This is a genomic window from Micromonospora sp. CPCC 205554 (assembly GCF_036902745.1).
In the GTDB taxonomy this organism is placed as follows: domain Bacteria; phylum Actinomycetota; class Actinomycetes; order Mycobacteriales; family Micromonosporaceae; genus Micromonospora; species Micromonospora tulbaghiae.
In genome coordinates this window covers 182333-198340 of sequence record NZ_JBAKHP010000007.1, presented here as the reverse complement: position 1 = coordinate 198340, position 16008 = coordinate 182333, and the positions used below count along the sequence as shown (strand labels likewise).

Below are 16008 nucleotides of genomic sequence, written 5' to 3'. Positions count from 1 at the left end.
CCTCCTCGTCGTCGTTGCGATCGTAGCAACGATTGGTGTACCAATGGTTTGCACACAAAACAGCGAGAGGGCGGCGGGATGAGCGACGACGAGCAGGTGGGCGACGCCTCCGGCAAGGGTGGCCGCCTGTTGGGCTGGGTGTTCCGCAACCTCGCCGGCCCGTCCCAGGTGCAGGGCGCGGTGCAGGGCGGCTCGAAGCTGGCCCGCGACGCGTGGAAGGAAGACCTGGAGCGCCGCAAGCAGTGGAGCCGTGAGCAGCGCGAACTCAAGCGCGCCCGGCGGGAGGCGCGGCGTTCGGGTGGTGTCGGTCAGCCGTAGGTGTCGCGGGGACCGCGCCCGCGTACCCGACGAGGGCCGCGCGACCACGACGGCGCCGCCGGCCCGTGGATGTGCAGTTTGCGCACCACGTTGTGGCCGACCTCCCGGGCGATCTGCTGCAACAGCGAGCCCGCCAGCAGACGCAACTGGGTCGCCCACGCCGTCGAGCGGGCCTCCACCGTCAGCTCGCCGTCCTCCAGCTTGACCGGGCGGCTGTGCTGCGCGACCTCCGGGCCGACCACCTTCTCCCACGCGCCGAACACCGTCGCCTCGGCCGCCGGCTGCTGCCAGCCCCGCGCCTTCATCAGCTTGTCCAGCACCGCGCCGAGCGGCTGCGGGTCGCGCGGGTCCGGCCCCGGCCCGGAGTAGCCGCGCAGCCGCTTCTCGCCGTCGCCGCGGACCGCGCCGCGCCGCCGGGGGGCCGCCGCCTGCCGCCGGGCCTTCGCCGCGTCGAGCACCGCCCGCGCCAGTTCCGGCCCGGTCGCGCCCTCCGGCGGGTTCGCGGCCGGCTCGCCGTCCGCGGGCTTTCCAGGGGTACGCGCGTCGCGTCCCGGCCCGAGCCGTGCGGGCGGGAGCTGCACCTCGTCATCCGGCACGTCGCACCGTCCCCTCGCCCACCGCGTACCGGGTGCCGCGCAGGGTCGCCGGCACGTCGTCGTCCACGGCGCAGGTGACCAGGAGCTGGCTGGCGCCGCCGACCAGCTCGGCCAGCCGTTCCCGGCGGCCGGTGTCCAGCTCGGCGAAGACGTCGTCGAGCACCAGCACCGGCTCGATGCCGTCGGCGCGCAGAAGGTCGTACCCGGCCAGCCGCAACGCCAGCGCGTACGACCAGGACTCCCCGTGGCTCGCGTACCCCTTGGCGGGCAGCGGGCCGAGCGTGAGCGCCAGGTCGTCGCGGTGCGGGCCGACGAGCGTGGTGCCGCGCTCGATCTCGGCGGTACGGTTCGCGGTCAGCGCGGCGGCGAGCGCCTCCGCCAGCGCCGCCCGGTCGGCGCCGGATTCGGGCAGCTCCACCGAGGGCCGGTACGCGATGCCCGCCGCGCCGCGGCCCGCGGCCACCGCGTCGTACGCCTTCGCGACGTGCGGGGTCAGCGCGGCGACCAGCTCCAGGCGGCCGGCGAGCAGGTCCGCGCCGTGCTGCGCCAGATGCGCGTCCCACACGGCCAGCGTCGACAGGTCGCCGCCGCGTGTGCCGCCGGTCTTGCGAGCGAGGTACGAGGTACGCAGCAGCGCGTTGCGTTGCTTGACCACGCGCTCGTAGTCGGCGCGTACACCCGCGTAGCGGGGCTGGCGGGTGACCAGCAGGTCGTCCAGGTAGCGGCGCCGTTCGGCCGGGTCGCCCCGGACCAGTTCCAGATCCTCCGGCGCGAACAGCACGAGGCGCAGCGCGCCGAGGACGTCCCGGGCGCGCCGGGCCGGAGACCGGCCGAGCCGGGCCCGGTTGGCCTTGCCCGGCACGATCTCCAACTCGACCAGCAGTTCCCGGCCCTCGTGCACCACCGCGCAGCGGATCACCGCCGAGGCGGCGCCCATCCGGACCAGCGGGGCATCGGTGGCGACCCGGTGCGAGTCCAGGGTCGCCACGTAGCCGAGCGCCTCGACCAGGTTGGTCTTGCCAACGCCGTTGGCGCCGACGAGCACGTTCGGACCCGGCTCCAGGTCGACGCCGACGCGCTCGTAGGAGCGGAAGTCGACCAGTTCGAGCCGGCGGACGTACACAGCCTGTGGATACCGGTCAGCGCTTGTGGACGGCGTGGCCGCCGAACTGCTGGCGCAGCGCGGCGACGGCCTTCATCGCGGGTGAGTCGTCCTGCCGGGAGGCGAACCGGGCGAAGAGCGACGCGGTGATGACGTTGAGCGGCACGGCGAGCCGGACCGCCTCGTCCACGGTCCAGCGCCCCTCGCCGGTGTCCTCGGTGTAGCCGCTCAGCTCGGCCAGCTCCGGATCCTCGTCGAGCGCCCGGTCCAGCAGGTCGAGCAGCCAGGACCGCACGACGGTGCCCTCGCGCCACGACTTGAACACGCCGGGGACGTTCGTCACCAGCTCCGAGGCGGCCAGCAGCTCGTAGCCCTCGGCGTACGCGTGCATCAGGCCGTACTCGATGCCGTTGTGCACCATCTTGGCGTAGTGGCCGGCGCCGACCGGGCCGGCGTGCACGAAGCCGAACTCGCCCTCGGGCTTGAGTGCCTCGAAGATCGGCATCAGGCGCTCGACGTGCTCCTGCGCGCCGCCGACCATCAGCGCGTACCCGTTCTGCCGGCCCCAGACGCCGCCGGAGACGCCGACGTCGATGTAGCCGATGCCCTGCTCGTTGAGGCGCTCGGCGCGCGGGGCGTCGTCGCTGAACCGGGAGTTGCCGCCGTCGATGATGATGTCGCCCTCGCCGAGCACACCGGCGAGCTCGTCGATGGTGGCGTCGGTGACGCCGGCCGGGACCATGACCCAGACCGCGCGGGGCGACTGGAGCTTCCCGGCAAGTTCGGCCAGGCTCGCGGCGTCGCTGATCTCCGGGTTGTGGTCGTAGCCGACCACCTCGTGCCCGGCGGCGCGCAACCGCTCCCGCATGTTGCCGCCCATGCGGCCGAGTCCTACCAGGCCGAGCTGCATCTGCTCCTACCTCCGTACGTCAGGGTCGTGCTGCCTGCGATCAGCGGGACACGCGGATCGGCATGATGAGGTACCGGTACCCCGGGATGACCTCGCCATCCTCGCCGGCCGGGGAGATGACCGCGGGCTTGAACGCGTCGACGAACCGGAGCAGGGCGTGCTGCGCGCCCAGGTTGGCCAGACCGTCGATGAGGTACTGCGGGTTGAACCCGATGGTCAGCGGCTCGCCACTGAAGGTGGCCTCCATGGCCTCGCTGGCCCGGGCCTCCTCGGTGCCGCCCGCCTCGACCACGAGACCGTCGGCGCTGAAGCTGAGCAGGACCGGGGTGGTGCGCTCGGCGACCAGCGCGACGCGCTTGACCACCTCGATGAGCGCGGCGACGGCGACGCGGGCCTCGGCGTTGTGGTCGGCCGGGAACAGCGAGCGCACCGGCGGGTAGTTGGCGCCGTCGAGCAGCCGGCTGGTGGTCCGGCGGGTGCCGCCGGAGAAACCGATCATGCCTTCACCGGCGCCACCGGAGGACAGCGCCATGGTGACGTGCCCGCCGAGCGGGCCGAGCGCCTTCGCGGTGTCGTGCAGCGTACGGGCCGGGACCAGCGCGTTGAGGCTGATCTCCGGGTCGTCCGGGTTCCACTCCATCTCGCGCAGCGCGAGGCGGTAGCGGTCGGTCGCCAGCATGGCCATCGTGCTGCCGCTCAGCTCGATCCGGACGCCGGTCATCATCGGCAGCGTCTCGTCGCGGCCCGCGGCGACTGCCACCTGGGCCACGGCGGAGGCGAAGGCGGCCGCGTCGACGGTGCCGGCGCTCTCCGGCATCTCCGGCAGCGTCGGGTAGTCCTCCACCGGCATGGTGGGCAGCGTGAACCGGGCGCTGCCGCAGACCAGTTCGAGGTGGGCGCCGACGGCGGCGATGTCCACCGGCTTGGCCGGCAGGGCCTTGGTGATCTCGGCGAGCAGGCGGCCGGAGACCAGGGCGGCGCCGTCCGCGTCACCCTGCACCTCGACGGTCACCTGGCTGGAGACCTCGTAGTCGAAGCCGGAGACCTGGAGGTTGCCGTCGGTGACCCGGAGCATCACTCCGGCCAGCACCGGTACGGAGGGTCGGTTGGGCAGGCTCTTGGCGGTCCACGCGACCGCCTCGGCGAGCGCGTCGCGCTCCACTCGGAACTTCATCAATGCCTCCGCGTCGACGTCAGCGACAACTCTCTCATGCCGACCGCTGCCACCCGTCCCGCCCGACCGTGCGGGTACCCATCGCACCTTAAGGCGCTGGGGCATCGGCTGTGCGCCCGACCCCGTGGATCCAGGTGCCCGGGCGACTGCCGACGGCAGTGCTTCGGCCCGATCCACAGGAAGTCCAACGGTGATGATTGGTTTTTGTTGTTTAGAAGAGATAACTCATCGTCTTCATCGCACCTGTGCAAACTGTGGAGAACTTGCGTCCGTGCAGGTCAGACACGTTATCCACCGGTGGTTTGGCTGTGGAGAACCAGGGGTAAAACTCGTGTCCCGGTCCACAGCCCTCGTCGGCCGCCGGGTTTTCCACGGCTGTCCACCGGTTGTCCACCGGTAATCCACCGGTTTTCTCCCCAGCGCTGTGGACAGCGCCGGGCGGCTCCACAGCCGTCATCCCCAGAACCTTCAACAGCTCGCCCACAGGCGGACCGCCGCCTGGGGACAACGTGACCGTCATCCCCAGGCATCCACAGCGTCGTCCCCAGGAGTTGTCCACAGTCTGTGGGTAACCGGCCGGGTGCGAAGCGTGGTTGTCCACCGCCTGTGACACAGGGGCTGTGGACAACGGGTACGAGCTGTGGACGAACACACGCCCGATCCTGGGCCCTCCACCGGCTCGAGGGTCAACAGTTCCCCGCTGTCGGCTACCTGCCACCCGCCCGAGCCCGCCGCGCCGGCGCCGAAATGGTCGCCTGGCTCACGCCGCCCCTCCCGCAGCTCCGCCTGCCTTACCCCGCCCGCCCCTGCCCCTCGCCCTGCGCCCCTCGCTCCGCTCCGCCCGCCCTGCTTCGGCTGATCATGAAGTTAGCGGCATTTCGCGTCCGGTTTGTCGCCGCCAACTTCATGATCGACGGGGAGGCCGGTGGGCGAGAGCGAGGGCGGGACGTAGCGGTGAGGGATCCCTGTGGCCGCCGATCATCTCCCGATCAAGGCTCGGCGCTCAGCTCCGGCGAGATCTTGGTAGGAAACGGCCCCTATGGGGGCGCCAAGCTTCCAAGATCTGCGGGGATGTTCGTTCGCGCACGAGGTGCCATGGTCGATCATGGAGTCGGTGGTCCCTCGGGATGCCGTTCTCGTCCCGAGGCGGGTACGTTCGCGCGTCCGCCCTCCTTGTTGATCAAGGAGTTTGGGGCGGGAATGACGCGTCTCCCTGACACAAACTCCTTGATCACCGGCGGAGCGGCCCACGGAGGCGGCGCAGTGGGAGAGAGAGTCAGGTGTTCTGCTTGATGCGGTTGGTCAGCTCGGCGATCTGGTTGTAGAGCGAGCGCCGCTCCGCCATCTGCTGACGGATCTTGCGGTCCGCGTGCATCACCGTCGTGTGGTCCCGGCCGCCGAACGCCTGCCCGATCCGGGGCAGCGACAGGTCGGTCAGCTCGCGGCACAGGTACATGGCCACCTGACGCGCGTTCACCAGCACCCGGGAGCGGGAGTGGCCGCGCAGGTCCTCCAGGCTCACACCGAAGTAGTCGGCAGTCGACACCATGATCTGGTCCGCGGTGATCTCCGGGCCGGCGCCGTCCGGGATGAAGTCCCGCAGCACCTCCTCGGCCAGCGACAACTCGACCGAGGAGCGGGTGAGGCTGGCGAAGGCGGTGACGCGGATCAGCGCCCCCTCGAGCTCGCGGATCGAGTTCGACACCCGGGACGCGATGAACTCCAGGACGTCCGGCGGGGCGAACAGCCGCTCCTGCGCCGCCTTCTTCTGCAGGATCGCGATGCGTGTCTCCAGGTCCGGCGGCTGGATGTCGGCCAGCAGGCCCCACTCGAAGCGCGTACGCAGCCGGTCCTCCAGCGTCGCCAGCTGCTTCGGCGAGCGGTCGGACGTGATCACGATCTGCTTGTTGGCGTTGTGCAGGGTGTTGAAGGTGTGGAAGAACTCCTCCTGCGTCCGTTCCCGGTTCTCCAGGAACTGGATGTCGTCGATCAGGAGGATGTCCACGTCCCGGTAGCGGCGCTGGAACGCGCTCGTCTTGTCGTCGCGCAGCGAGTTGATGAAGTCGTTGGTGAATTCCTCGGTCGAGACGTACCGGACCGAGCGCGCGTTGCCGAGCGTCGTGGCGTAGTGCCCGATGGCGTGCAGCAGGTGCGTCTTGCCCAGCCCGGAGCTGCCGTAGATGAACAGCGGGTTGTACGCCTTCGCCGGCGACTCGGCCACCGCCACGCTCGCGGCGTGCGCGAACCGGTTGGACGAGCCGATGACGAACGTCTCGAACATGTACTTCGGGTTGAGCCGGTTGCCGCCGCTCTCCGTACCGCCGGGGAGCCTGCGGTCGGCCTGGCCGCCGCCGGGGCGGTGGTGGTCGGCGCCACCGCGGCCGGGACCGTTGTCGGTGGCGCCGTCGCGGGGCAGGCCGCGCATCGGCGCGGGGCCGGCGGCCGGGCTCTCCCGGTAGCGGGGCTCGTATCCGCCGGCGTCGGGCACCGGCGGTTCGACCCGGGTGCGCTCGTCGAAGGCGTGGCGTTCGGGCGCGGTGCGCACCGGCTCGGCGAACGCGGCGCTGAAAAGCGCGTCCTGCGCGTCCCGGCCGGCCGGGATCAGATGCGGGCGGCCGCCGTCGGCGGTCCGCTGGCGCGGCGCCGGCTCGTCGAGCGGCTGCTCCGGGCGCTGTTCCGCGTAACCGGGTTCGGAGCGGGACTCGGCGTACCCGGAATCGGGGCGGGACTCGGCGTAACCGGGTTCCGGGCGCGGCGACGGGAAGGCCGGGGCGGACGCGGGCGGGCCGGGCTGGTCGAAGCCGGGCAGCGGGGCGGCGCCGTCGTGCTCGGGCAGCGGTTCGGGGCTGCTGCGGTAGACAGTGCCGGCCGGGCGGGCACTCGGGTCGTCGGCGACCCGTACGGTCACCGCCACCTGGATCGGCCGGCCGAGCCGGCGGCTCAACGCCTCGGTGATGGCCGGGCGGAGCCGGGACTCGATCACGTCCCGGGTGAAGGCGTCCGGCACCGAGAGCAGAGCGGTGTCCTCGACGATCGCCCGCAGCCGGGTGAGCCGGAGGTACGCCCGTTGCTGCGCGGAGATGATCTCGTCGGCGAGTTCGTCGGTGGTCGCCGTCCACACCGCGGCAAGGTCGGTCGCTCCGGTCACCGTCGTGCCACCCCCTCGCCTGCTCCTTCTCACGCCCGCCCGGACGGCTGACCGGTCGTCATCCACAAGTTATCCACAGCCTGTGTACCGACCGATTGTGGCCGCCCACCGGACGCGGGTCGGACCTGCCCCCCTCGATCCACGGAGGCGCTGAAGCGGGTTCACCGTGCCGAACGATTCAACAGCGTGTCCGGTCTTGCCGATCGGCGACAAACCCCGGACCCCCGACGCCGACCGCAATCGCGCACGCTAACAGCGCGGACCCCACAGCATCAACCGGCGACACCCTGACGACCTTGGCAACATCAGTGAAAACCGCCCCTTCGGTCGCGCTTCCCCGCAGGTCGGACGCCCGAGTGTGACGTTTGACGGTCGTTGCGCCCCTGCGTAGGCTGGAGCGGCTGCTCTCTCGCCCTCTGCTAGGGTGATTGATGCTTGCTGTCCGTGGCTGTCACCCCGCATCGCCGGGGAGCGTGTCACGGCAGCGCCGATCGGAGGTCACCGACAGGTGATCTGGACCAGCACACGACCCCGGGCGATCCGCCGCGCGGGGCGTACGACAACGGAGAGCCTGACGTGAGCAAGCGCACCTACCAGCCGAACAACCGCCGGCGCGCGAAGACCCACGGCTTCCGGCTGCGCATGCGCACCCGTGCCGGCCGCGCCATCATCTCGACCCGTCGCTCCAAGGGCCGCGCCCGCCTGTCGGCCTGACGCCGACAGGTCCGGTCCGGGGACGTGGGCAGTCGTGCTGGCCGCCGCGCAACGACTGCGGCGCAGTAACGACTTCGCCGCAGCGGTTCGCGGTGGCCGACGCGTCGGCCGTGGCGCCGTCGTGGTCCACCTGACCCTCCCCGAGCCGATCGGCACCACCGCGACACTCTCGCCGGAGCCGGCGCGAGGCAGCGGTGCGGAGACCTCCGCACCGAGCCGCGCCGGCTTCGTCGTGTCCAAGGCCGTCGGCGGCGCGGTGGTCCGCAACAAGGTCCGCCGCCGGCTCCGGCACCTGGTCCGAGAGCGGCTGGCCGAGCTGCCCGCCGGCAGCACCCTCGTGGTACGTGCGCTGCCCGCGGCAGCCGACGCGACGTACGCCCGGCTCGGGGCCGACCTGGACGCTGCTCTCGCCGCCGCGCGGACCCCCCGGGGACGGCGGTCGCGGTGACCGGCCCGACGACTGCGACTCCGCCGCCCACAACCGGTGCCCGCATGCTGCTGGCGCCCATCATCGCGTACCGTCGGTGGATAAGTCCGGCACTGCCGGCCCGCTGCCGGTTCTATCCGTCGTGCAGTGCCTACGCCGTCGAGGCGGTGTCCCGGCACGGCGCGCTGCGGGGAGCCTGGCTGACGGTCCGTCGGCTGTCGCGCTGCCACCCCTTCCACCCTGGTGGACACGACCCGGTTCCGGAGCCGGGCGCCCGCCGCCGTTCCGACGTGACTGGAGCCTGAGTGTTTAGTCTCGACTGGATCTACTACGCGATCTCGTGGATCCTGCTGGCCTGGCACTCGGCCTGGGACGCCATCGGAGTTCCGGTCGGGGCCGTGATCGGTACGAACTGGGCCTGGATCCTCGCCATCATCTTCCTGGTGGTGACGGTCCGGGTGATCCTCTTCCCGGTCTTCGTCAAGCAGATCAAGTCGCAGCGTGCCATGCAGGCGCTCCAGCCCAAGGTGAAGGAGCTCCAGGAGAAGCACAAGGGTGACCGGGAGACGCTCCAGAAGGAGATGATGGAGCTCTATCGGAAGGAAAAGGCCAACCCGCTCATGGGCTGCCTTCCGATGTTCCTCCAGATCCCGGTCTTCCTGGGCCTGTTCCACACGCTCCGGCGGCTCAACCCCGACAACCAGGGCAAGACCCTGTACGGCTGGACCGTCGACCAGTTCAACAGCGCCTCCAACGCGAAGCTGTTCACCGCGCCGATCTCCGGCAAGTTCGGCTCCACCGCCGACGAGCTGAGCCGGCTCGGCGCGAGCACCGGCACCGTCAAGGTGGTCGCCGGCATCCTGGTGCTCATCATGATCGCCACCACCTACCTGACCAGCCGTCAGATGATCCTCAAGACCGGCTGGGCGGAGGACCCGCAGCAGCGCATGGTGCAGCGGCTGATGCTCTACGGCATCCCGCTGTCGCTGCTGGTCTCGGGTGCGATCTTCCCGATCGGTGTGATCATCTACTGGGTCACCAACAACCTCTTCACGCTCGGCCAGCAGCAGTGGGTGCTGCGGAAGTTCCCGCCGCCGCCGACCGCGAAGAGCGCCACCTCCGGCAAGAGCACCTCCGGCAAGGGCCCGGTGCAGCCGGCCAAGGCCAGTGGCCTGTTCGGCCGCAAGGCGGCCCAGCCGCCGGCGAAGGCTCCGGCCGCGGCGCCGAAGGTGGCCGGCCCGAAGCCGGGCGCCAAGCCGGTCAACCCGAAGAAGGGCGGCAACCGGCCCGCCAAGCGACAGGGCTGAGCCCACAGGGCCACCGCCGCGACGTCGGCGGTGGCCCGTTCCGGCCGCGTGCTGCCATCCGAGGAGTCGGCGCCGGGCCGGAATCGCCGCGCGGAGCGCGGACACGGGCGAAACTGGCCCGTACAGACGTGCCCGAGGGCACCCGGCGAACCTCCCGCCGGCCCCGGGAGACCAGCGGACCCCCGACGGTCCGGCCGAGCGAGTACGGAGATGAGACCCGTGACCGAGACCAGCATCCCCAGCGCCGACCAGTCCCTGGACGAGGAGACCCCCGTTACCGCCGCCACCGAGACCGACGACGCCGCGGGCGAGGCCCGGGAGAAGAAGGCCCCGGCCGAGAGCGACCTGTTCCGGCAGAGCGAGATCGCCGCCGACTACGTCGAGGGTCTGCTGGACATCCTCGACTACGACGGCGACATCGACGAGCTGGTGTCCGGTGGCCGCCCGGTCGTCGAGGTGGTCGGCGGCCGGCTCCAGAACCTGGTCGGCCAGCGCGGCGCGACCCTGGAGGCGCTCCAGGAGCTCGCCCGGCTGGCCGTGTTCCGTCAGACCGGCACCCCGAGCCGGCTGCTGCTCGACGTCGGCGGCTACCGGGCCGCCCGGCGCAAGGAGCTGGCCGCAGTGGCGAAGAACGCGGTCGAGAAGGTCAAGGAGCACGGCGAGCCGGTGCGCCTGGAGCCGATGTCCGCGTTCGAGCGCAAGTGCGTGCACGACGTGGTGAACGCGATGAGCGGGGTGGAGAGCGAGTCGGAGGGCGTCGAGCCCAACCGCCGCATCGTCGTCCGGCCGGTGGCGGACTGAGGTCAGTGATCTCCGACGAGACGACGGCAGGAGCCGTGACCGGCCCGGGCGGTACGCCGCCCGGGCCGTCGGCTGTGCGCCCCGACAACACTGTCGACCCGGTCTTCTCCGACGAGGACGGGCCGGCCGACCCGGCGTACCCGGGAAGGGCGGGGACCGACCCCGGCGAGCCCGCCTTCTCCGCCGAGCCTGCGGTGGTGACCGGGATGGAGCCCGCCGACCCGGCGGTGGACGTGACACCCGCCTTCTCCGGTGAGCAGGCGGCGGACGTGACGCCGGCCGACCCGGCCGCGGTGGCCGACCCGGTCTTCGCGGAGCCGTCGGAGGACACACCGTCCCTCGTGGACAGTGGTGCCGCGCCCGACCCGGCGTCGGCGACGCTGCCGCCCGAACTGGCAGAGGCCGCCCGCGCGTTGTTCGGCGACCGGCTCGACCTGGCCGCCGCGTACGCCGAGCTGCTCGCCACCGACGGCGTGGTCCGCGGCCTGATCGGCCCCCGCGAGACGCCGCGGCTCTGGGAGCGGCACCTGCTCAACTGCGCGGTGGTGGCGGAACGGATCCCGGAGGGGGCCAGCGTGATCGACGTCGGCTCCGGAGCCGGGCTGCCCGGTCTGGTGCTGGCGATCGCGCGTCCCGACCTCACCGTGACGCTCGTCGAGCCGCTGGCTCGGCGGACCGCCTTCCTGATCGAGGCGGTCCAGCGTCTCGGCCTGACCCGGGACGTCCGTGTGTTCCGTGGGCGGGCCGAGGAGGCGGCGGCCGGCTCGCGTGACCGGGAACCGCTGAGCGCCGACATCGTGACGGCCCGCGCGGTGGCGCCACTGGACCGGCTCGCCTCCTGGTGCCTGCCGCTCGTGGCCCCCGGCGGCCGGCTCGTCGCGCTCAAGGGCGCCTCGGCCGCCGACGAGATCACCGAGCACTCCGAGGCCGTGATCCGCCTCGGAGGTGGGACGCCGGAACTGCATCGCTGCGGCGACGGGGTGATCGAACCCGCGGCGACGGTGGTCGAGGTGGTCCGGGAACGCGTGGTCAACCCGCGCCGTCCGAAGAAGCCGAAACGGTCGCGTGGCGGTCGCCGTCGCGGCGACCGCTGAGCGGTACGCCATTCCGCACGCCCGATCCGGTCGTTGGACCGGTGGGCGTGACGCGATCGATCGCAACCCGACATGGACCCACCGCGCCCGTCGGCCGTAGGCTGACCGCGCGTCGATAGTGTGGAACGGCGGTGCCGGGCGGCACCCGAACCCGATGGTTCCCGCCGAGCCGACGGCGCCGTGCGAGGCGCGGACGCGATTCGACGGGTGCGGACCGACCATCCGGAGCGGGTAGGGATGACAGGTGCATGACGACGGCAGGTACGACGATCCACGGTTGACCGGACCAGGAGGCCAGCCCTCCGCCGACCCCGTTTCACGTGAAACCAACGACCAGGAGTGGGCGGTGAACGAGTCCGGCGAACCGTCCTCCCCGTACCCGGCGCAGCCGTCCAGGCGACGGGAGCCGTCGGCCGGCGGGCCCGTACGTCCTGTCTCGTCGGTACCGGCGAACGTACCGCCGGCCCGCGACCCGCTCGACCCGGCCGACGGCCCGGTGAACGCACCCACACCGCGCCCGCCCGCGGTGCGGGCGAACGCCGCGGTGCCGACCCGCTACGAACCCCAGCCGCCCGTCTCGGCCGTGCCCTATCAGGCCGCCCCCGATGTCACCGTGGCGCCGTCCGACACGCCACAGGCAGACGGGAACGGGGTCGAGGTAGACGCCAGCACGTACGTTTCACGTGAAACCCCGACGCGCGAAGAGGATGATCCACCGTTGGCTATGGAGGCGATGCGCGCCGTGCAGATCCTGAATCCCAGTGGCGAGGTCACCATGCCGCGCCCCGACCGGACCCGGGTGATGTGCGTCGCCAACCAGAAGGGCGGCGTGGGCAAGACGACCACCACCGTGAACCTCGCCGTGGCGCTCGCGCTGCACGGCAACCGGGTGCTCGTGGTCGACCTTGACCCCCAGGGCAACGCCTCCACCGGTCTGAACGTGCCGCACCACACGGGCGTGCCCGACGTGTACGACTGCCTGATCGACAGCGTGCCGCTGGAGGAGGTGGCCCAGGCCGTCGAGGGCATCCCGAACCTGTGGTGCGTACCGGCCACGATCGACCTGGCCGGCGCCGAGATCGAGCTGGTCTCCGTGGTGGCCCGGGAGTCGCGCCTGGCGCGGGCCATCGCCGCGTATCCGGGGCACTTCGACTACGTCTTCATAGACTGCCCGCCGTCGCTCGGCCTGCTCACCGTCAACGCGCTCGTGGCCGCGCAGGAGGTGCTGATCCCGATCCAGTGCGAGTACTACGCGCTGGAGGGACTCAACCAGTTGATCAACAACATCAACCTGGTTCGTCAGCACCTCAACCCCAAGCTTGAGGTCTCCACCATCCTGCTCACCATGTACGACAGGCGCACCCGGCTGGCCGACGCGGTGGAGCAGGACGTCCGGAACCACTTCGGTGACAAGGTGCTCCAGGCCGTCATCCCCCGCAACGTGCGTGTCTCCGAGGCACCGAGCTACGGCCAGTCGGTGATGACCTACGATCCCGGTTCGCGGGGAGCCACGAGTTACTTCGAGGCCGCCCAGGAGATCGCGGAGCGAGGCGTCAAGGAGCCGGTGAGCCGGAATGCGTAGTGCGGAGATGTCGCTGGGAGGCGTCGCATGAAGAACCGTCCCCGCGGCGGGCTGGGCCGAGGGCTCGGCGCCCTCATCCCCACCGGACCGGTACCGGGCGCCGAACCGGCTGCCGTCGAGCCGGAGTCGTCGGCCGCTGCCGCGTCGCCGCCGGCTCCGGTCGCCGGTGCGACCGCTGCCATCACCGGCGGCGTCGGAAGCACCCCGTCCCCGGCCGTCGAGCCGGAGCCTCTGCTGAGCCCGGTGCCCGGGGCCCGCTTCGCGGAGATCCCGGTCGACGCGATCGTGCCGAACCCGAAGCAGCCCCGGCACGTCTTCGACGAGGAGGCGCTGGAGGAACTGAAGACCTCGATCCAGGAGGTCGGCTTCCTCCAGCCGATCGTGGTCCGCCAGCTCGACCCCGAGAAGTTCGAACTCGTGATGGGCGAGCGGCGCTGGCGTGCCGCCCAGGCGGTCGGCCGGGAGACCATCCCCGCGATCGTCCGGGACACCAAGGACGACGCGATGCTCCGGGACGCGCTCCTGGAGAACATCCACCGCGCCAACCTCAACCCGCTCGAAGAGGCGGCGGCGTACCAGCAACTGCTGGAGGAATTCGGCGCCACGCACGAGGAACTGGCCCGGCGGATCGGCCGCAGCCGCCCGCAGATCTCCAACACCATCCGGCTGATGAACCTGCCGCCCGCCGTGCAGCGCCGGGTCGCCGCCGGCGTCCTCTCCGCCGGCCACGCCCGGGCTCTGCTCAGCCTGGACAACGCCGAGGCGCAGGAGGCGCTTGCGGAGCGGATCGTCCGCGAGGGCATCACGGTACGCGGCGCCGAGGAACTGGTGCACCTGGCGCTCGCCGAGGAGCCGGCGAAGACGGCGGCCGCCAAGCGCCGGCCGAAGCCGCACGCGCCGGCGCTCACCGATCTCGCGGACCGGCTCTCCGATCGGTTCGACACCCGGGTGAAGGTCGACATCGGCCGCAGCAAGGGCAAGATCACGATCGAGTTCGCCACCGTCGACGACCTGGAGCGGATCGTCGGCATCATCGGCGTCGGCGAGGAGGGGCAGCCCGAGGCGTAGCCCGGGTCCTCCCGGTTGTCGATCCGGCCGCACTGCCCGACGAGGGGGTGCGGCCGGACCTGTATTCCGGGCTGCTCCGGCGGCGCGTCTACGTGGTCGAGCCGGTGGCGCTCGCCACGGTTTCGGGCCAGAGATGCGGATCGCATCGCGTACGGCAACCCGACCGCCAGTTCCTGGGCAGCCTGGTTGCGTTGGTCGCCTGCCGGCCGACGCCCGTGGTTTCACGTGAAACGGGAAACGGCCGGGGCGTGCTGCGCCCGCCGCGGATCGTTGCGAACCCCGCTTGTCGACAGGCCGAGGGGCCGAAGGTCCGCTCGACCTCAGGCGGGCGGGCCGCCGGTACCGGCGGCCCGCAGCGACGGGAGTCTGCTTCGGCCTTCCCGCAGCGAGGGCAGTCTGCTTCGGCCGTCCCGCAGCGAGGGGAGTCTGCTTCAGGCGTCTCGCAGCGACGTGAGTCGGCACCGGCCGGCCGATAGCGACGGGAGCTGGTCAGGTCTCGACGGTTGCGGAATCCGCCGTCGACGGTTGGCTCGTCTGCCCGATCCACCGCTCGGGTGCAGGGCTGCGACCGGTCGCCACCGTCCGCCGCGAACCGCGCGTGCATCGGAAGGGCCACCCGTCGAACCCCGATCTCCGCCCAGCGGGCCGGGCTCGTTCCCGGGCCGCCGACGGTCAGCGGTTCCCGCCCGGCACCCATAGCGCGTCGCCGGGCCGCGCCCGTAACACCGGCCCGGGCCACGGTGCTGAACGCCGAGACCTGACGGCTCGCTCGGGCTCGGGTGGAAGCTGCGTTTCTCTGACAACGAGCTTCGGTACTCGCCCGAATCGCCGGGCCGGGCCCGGCCCGGCTGGCTGCGTCCGGGGCCCGGACTACCGAGCCCCGCTCCGGCCCTGCCGAGCCCTGTCCCGTTCCGTCCCTTCCGGATGACGCGGGAACCTCAGTCCGTCGGATGGGCCGGGAACCGCGGAGCGCCCGACCCTGGCGTGAGGAGCCCAGACCGACGCGACGGGCCGAGCAGTGGCGGCGGGCCAGTACAGGGGACAGGCCGAATCACACTGGCGCCGCTATCGGATCGACCCGATGGGTCCTGAGCGGAGAGCCCGGACTGCCGGGCGCGGTCGGGTCGGTCGGACCGCATCACTCAGCCCACGTCGCGGTGTGGGCCGGGGCCGCCCGGGCACGGTGAGCCGGAGGAACGGGCACATGCGCGCCCGGCGAGATGGCGCCGTTTCACGTGAAACGGCACCCCGAATCGCCGCTGGCGCTGCGGCAGCCCTCACTCCGGCTGCGCCGGGTGCAAGCGATGCCGCGCGGCCTCGCGGCCGGGCCGCCCGCCGCGATGTCCACCCGCCCATGCAATCGGTCAGCACCGCGTCGAGGCGTGAAGGCTGAGCGGTAGCCTCTCGGCTCCCTCGCGGTCGGTTCCGACGAACGTCACCGCCTCCGGAACGACGCCGCCTCTCGGTCCGCCCGGGCGGGCCCGCCCGATCACTCGTCGTCTACCGCCAGCCTGGAGAAGCGGCCCTTGGAACGCAACCGCTCGGCATAAGCGAGCCGGGCAACCCGCGCCGAGCAGATAGGCGGGGTTCGCCGTTTCACGTGAAACACGCGAGAAGAACGCCGCCGGCAGCCGGTGCGGATCGGTCGCCGGATCGTTGGAAGAACGGACCCGGACGCGCTCCGGGTTATCCACAGGGGTTGTCCACAGGCTCGCCCCGTTTCACGTGAAACGAAGCGAGGAAACCCTTGCTGAGCAGTGCATGACG

Annotated in this window: 14 protein-coding genes; 9 read left to right on the top strand and 5 right to left on the bottom strand. The window is 71.7% G+C overall.

The genetic code is table 11. The annotated features are described in order from the left end of the window. The first annotated feature begins 78 nt into the window (after positions 1-78). Positions 79-318 carry a hypothetical protein gene (locus V6U82_RS12740; RefSeq protein ID WP_013283216.1) on the top strand — a complete coding sequence of 80 codons (240 nt, stop codon included), beginning with the start codon at positions 79-81 and terminating at the stop codon, positions 316-318. On the opposite strand, the gene V6U82_RS12735 is transcribed toward V6U82_RS12740, so the two are convergent. The 5 genes from V6U82_RS12735 to dnaA form a co-directional block, all read right to left on the bottom strand. Then, a complete protein-coding gene (locus V6U82_RS12735; RefSeq protein WP_334461015.1) occupies positions 309-914 on the bottom strand; it encodes a DUF721 domain-containing protein in 606 nt (201 codons plus the stop codon). The genes V6U82_RS12740 and V6U82_RS12735 overlap by 10 nt on opposite strands. After that, positions 904-2037: a DNA replication/repair protein RecF gene (gene recF / locus V6U82_RS12730; protein WP_334461014.1), complete on the bottom strand. Its 1134-nt coding sequence runs from the start codon at positions 2035-2037 to the stop codon at positions 904-906. Before recF ends, V6U82_RS12735 begins: the two co-directional genes overlap by 11 nt. 16 nt (positions 2038-2053) lie before the next feature. Then, on the bottom strand, positions 2054-2926 hold the full coding sequence (gnd, locus tag V6U82_RS12725) for a phosphogluconate dehydrogenase (NAD(+)-dependent, decarboxylating) (RefSeq protein ID WP_334461013.1): 873 nt from the start codon (positions 2924-2926) through the stop codon (positions 2054-2056). Between the two features lie 40 nt (positions 2927-2966). Beyond that, complete coding sequence (gene dnaN / locus V6U82_RS12720) at positions 2967-4100, bottom strand: DNA polymerase III subunit beta (protein WP_013283212.1); 1134 nt, start codon at positions 4098-4100, stop codon at positions 2967-2969. Between the two features lie 1276 nt (positions 4101-5376). Continuing rightward, the gene (dnaA, locus tag V6U82_RS12715) at positions 5377-7221 is read right to left on the bottom strand and encodes a chromosomal replication initiator protein DnaA (protein ID WP_442933436.1); all 1845 of its coding nucleotides are present in this window, start codon (positions 7219-7221) and stop codon (positions 5377-5379) included. 603 nt (positions 7222-7824) lie between these two features. Between dnaA and rpmH the strand changes: the two genes are divergently transcribed. From rpmH to V6U82_RS12675, 8 genes are all read left to right on the top strand, one after another. After that, complete coding sequence (rpmH, locus tag V6U82_RS12710; protein WP_013289388.1) at positions 7825-7962, top strand: 50S ribosomal protein L34; 138 nt, start codon at positions 7825-7827, stop codon at positions 7960-7962. A gap of 34 nt (positions 7963-7996) precedes the next feature. Next, positions 7997-8410, top strand: a complete 414-nt coding sequence (gene rnpA / locus V6U82_RS12705) for a ribonuclease P protein component (protein ID WP_334461011.1) — start codon at positions 7997-7999, stop codon at positions 8408-8410. Between the two features lie 44 nt (positions 8411-8454). Then, positions 8455-8694 (top strand): membrane protein insertion efficiency factor YidD, encoded by a 240-nt coding sequence (yidD, locus tag V6U82_RS12700; RefSeq protein ID WP_258544755.1) that lies wholly within the window; start codon positions 8455-8457, stop codon positions 8692-8694. Beyond that, complete coding sequence (yidC, locus tag V6U82_RS12695) at positions 8695-9696, top strand: membrane protein insertase YidC (protein ID WP_128136864.1); 1002 nt, start codon at positions 8695-8697, stop codon at positions 9694-9696. A 210-nt stretch (positions 9697-9906) separates the two neighbouring features. Continuing rightward, positions 9907-10497 carry a Jag family protein gene (locus V6U82_RS12690; RefSeq protein ID WP_334461010.1) on the top strand — a complete coding sequence of 197 codons (591 nt, stop codon included), beginning with the start codon at positions 9907-9909 and terminating at the stop codon, positions 10495-10497. A gap of 194 nt (positions 10498-10691) precedes the next feature. Then, positions 10692-11591 (top strand): 16S rRNA (guanine(527)-N(7))-methyltransferase RsmG, encoded by a 900-nt coding sequence (rsmG, locus tag V6U82_RS12685; RefSeq protein WP_442933435.1) that lies wholly within the window; start codon positions 10692-10694, stop codon positions 11589-11591. A gap of 244 nt (positions 11592-11835) precedes the next feature. After that, positions 11836-13173: a ParA family protein gene (locus V6U82_RS12680; RefSeq protein ID WP_334461009.1), complete on the top strand. Its 1338-nt coding sequence runs from the start codon at positions 11836-11838 to the stop codon at positions 13171-13173. 27 nt (positions 13174-13200) lie between these two features. After that, positions 13201-14241, top strand: a complete 1041-nt coding sequence (locus V6U82_RS12675) for a ParB/RepB/Spo0J family partition protein (protein WP_334461008.1) — start codon at positions 13201-13203, stop codon at positions 14239-14241. Positions 14242-16008 lie beyond the last annotated feature (1767 nt).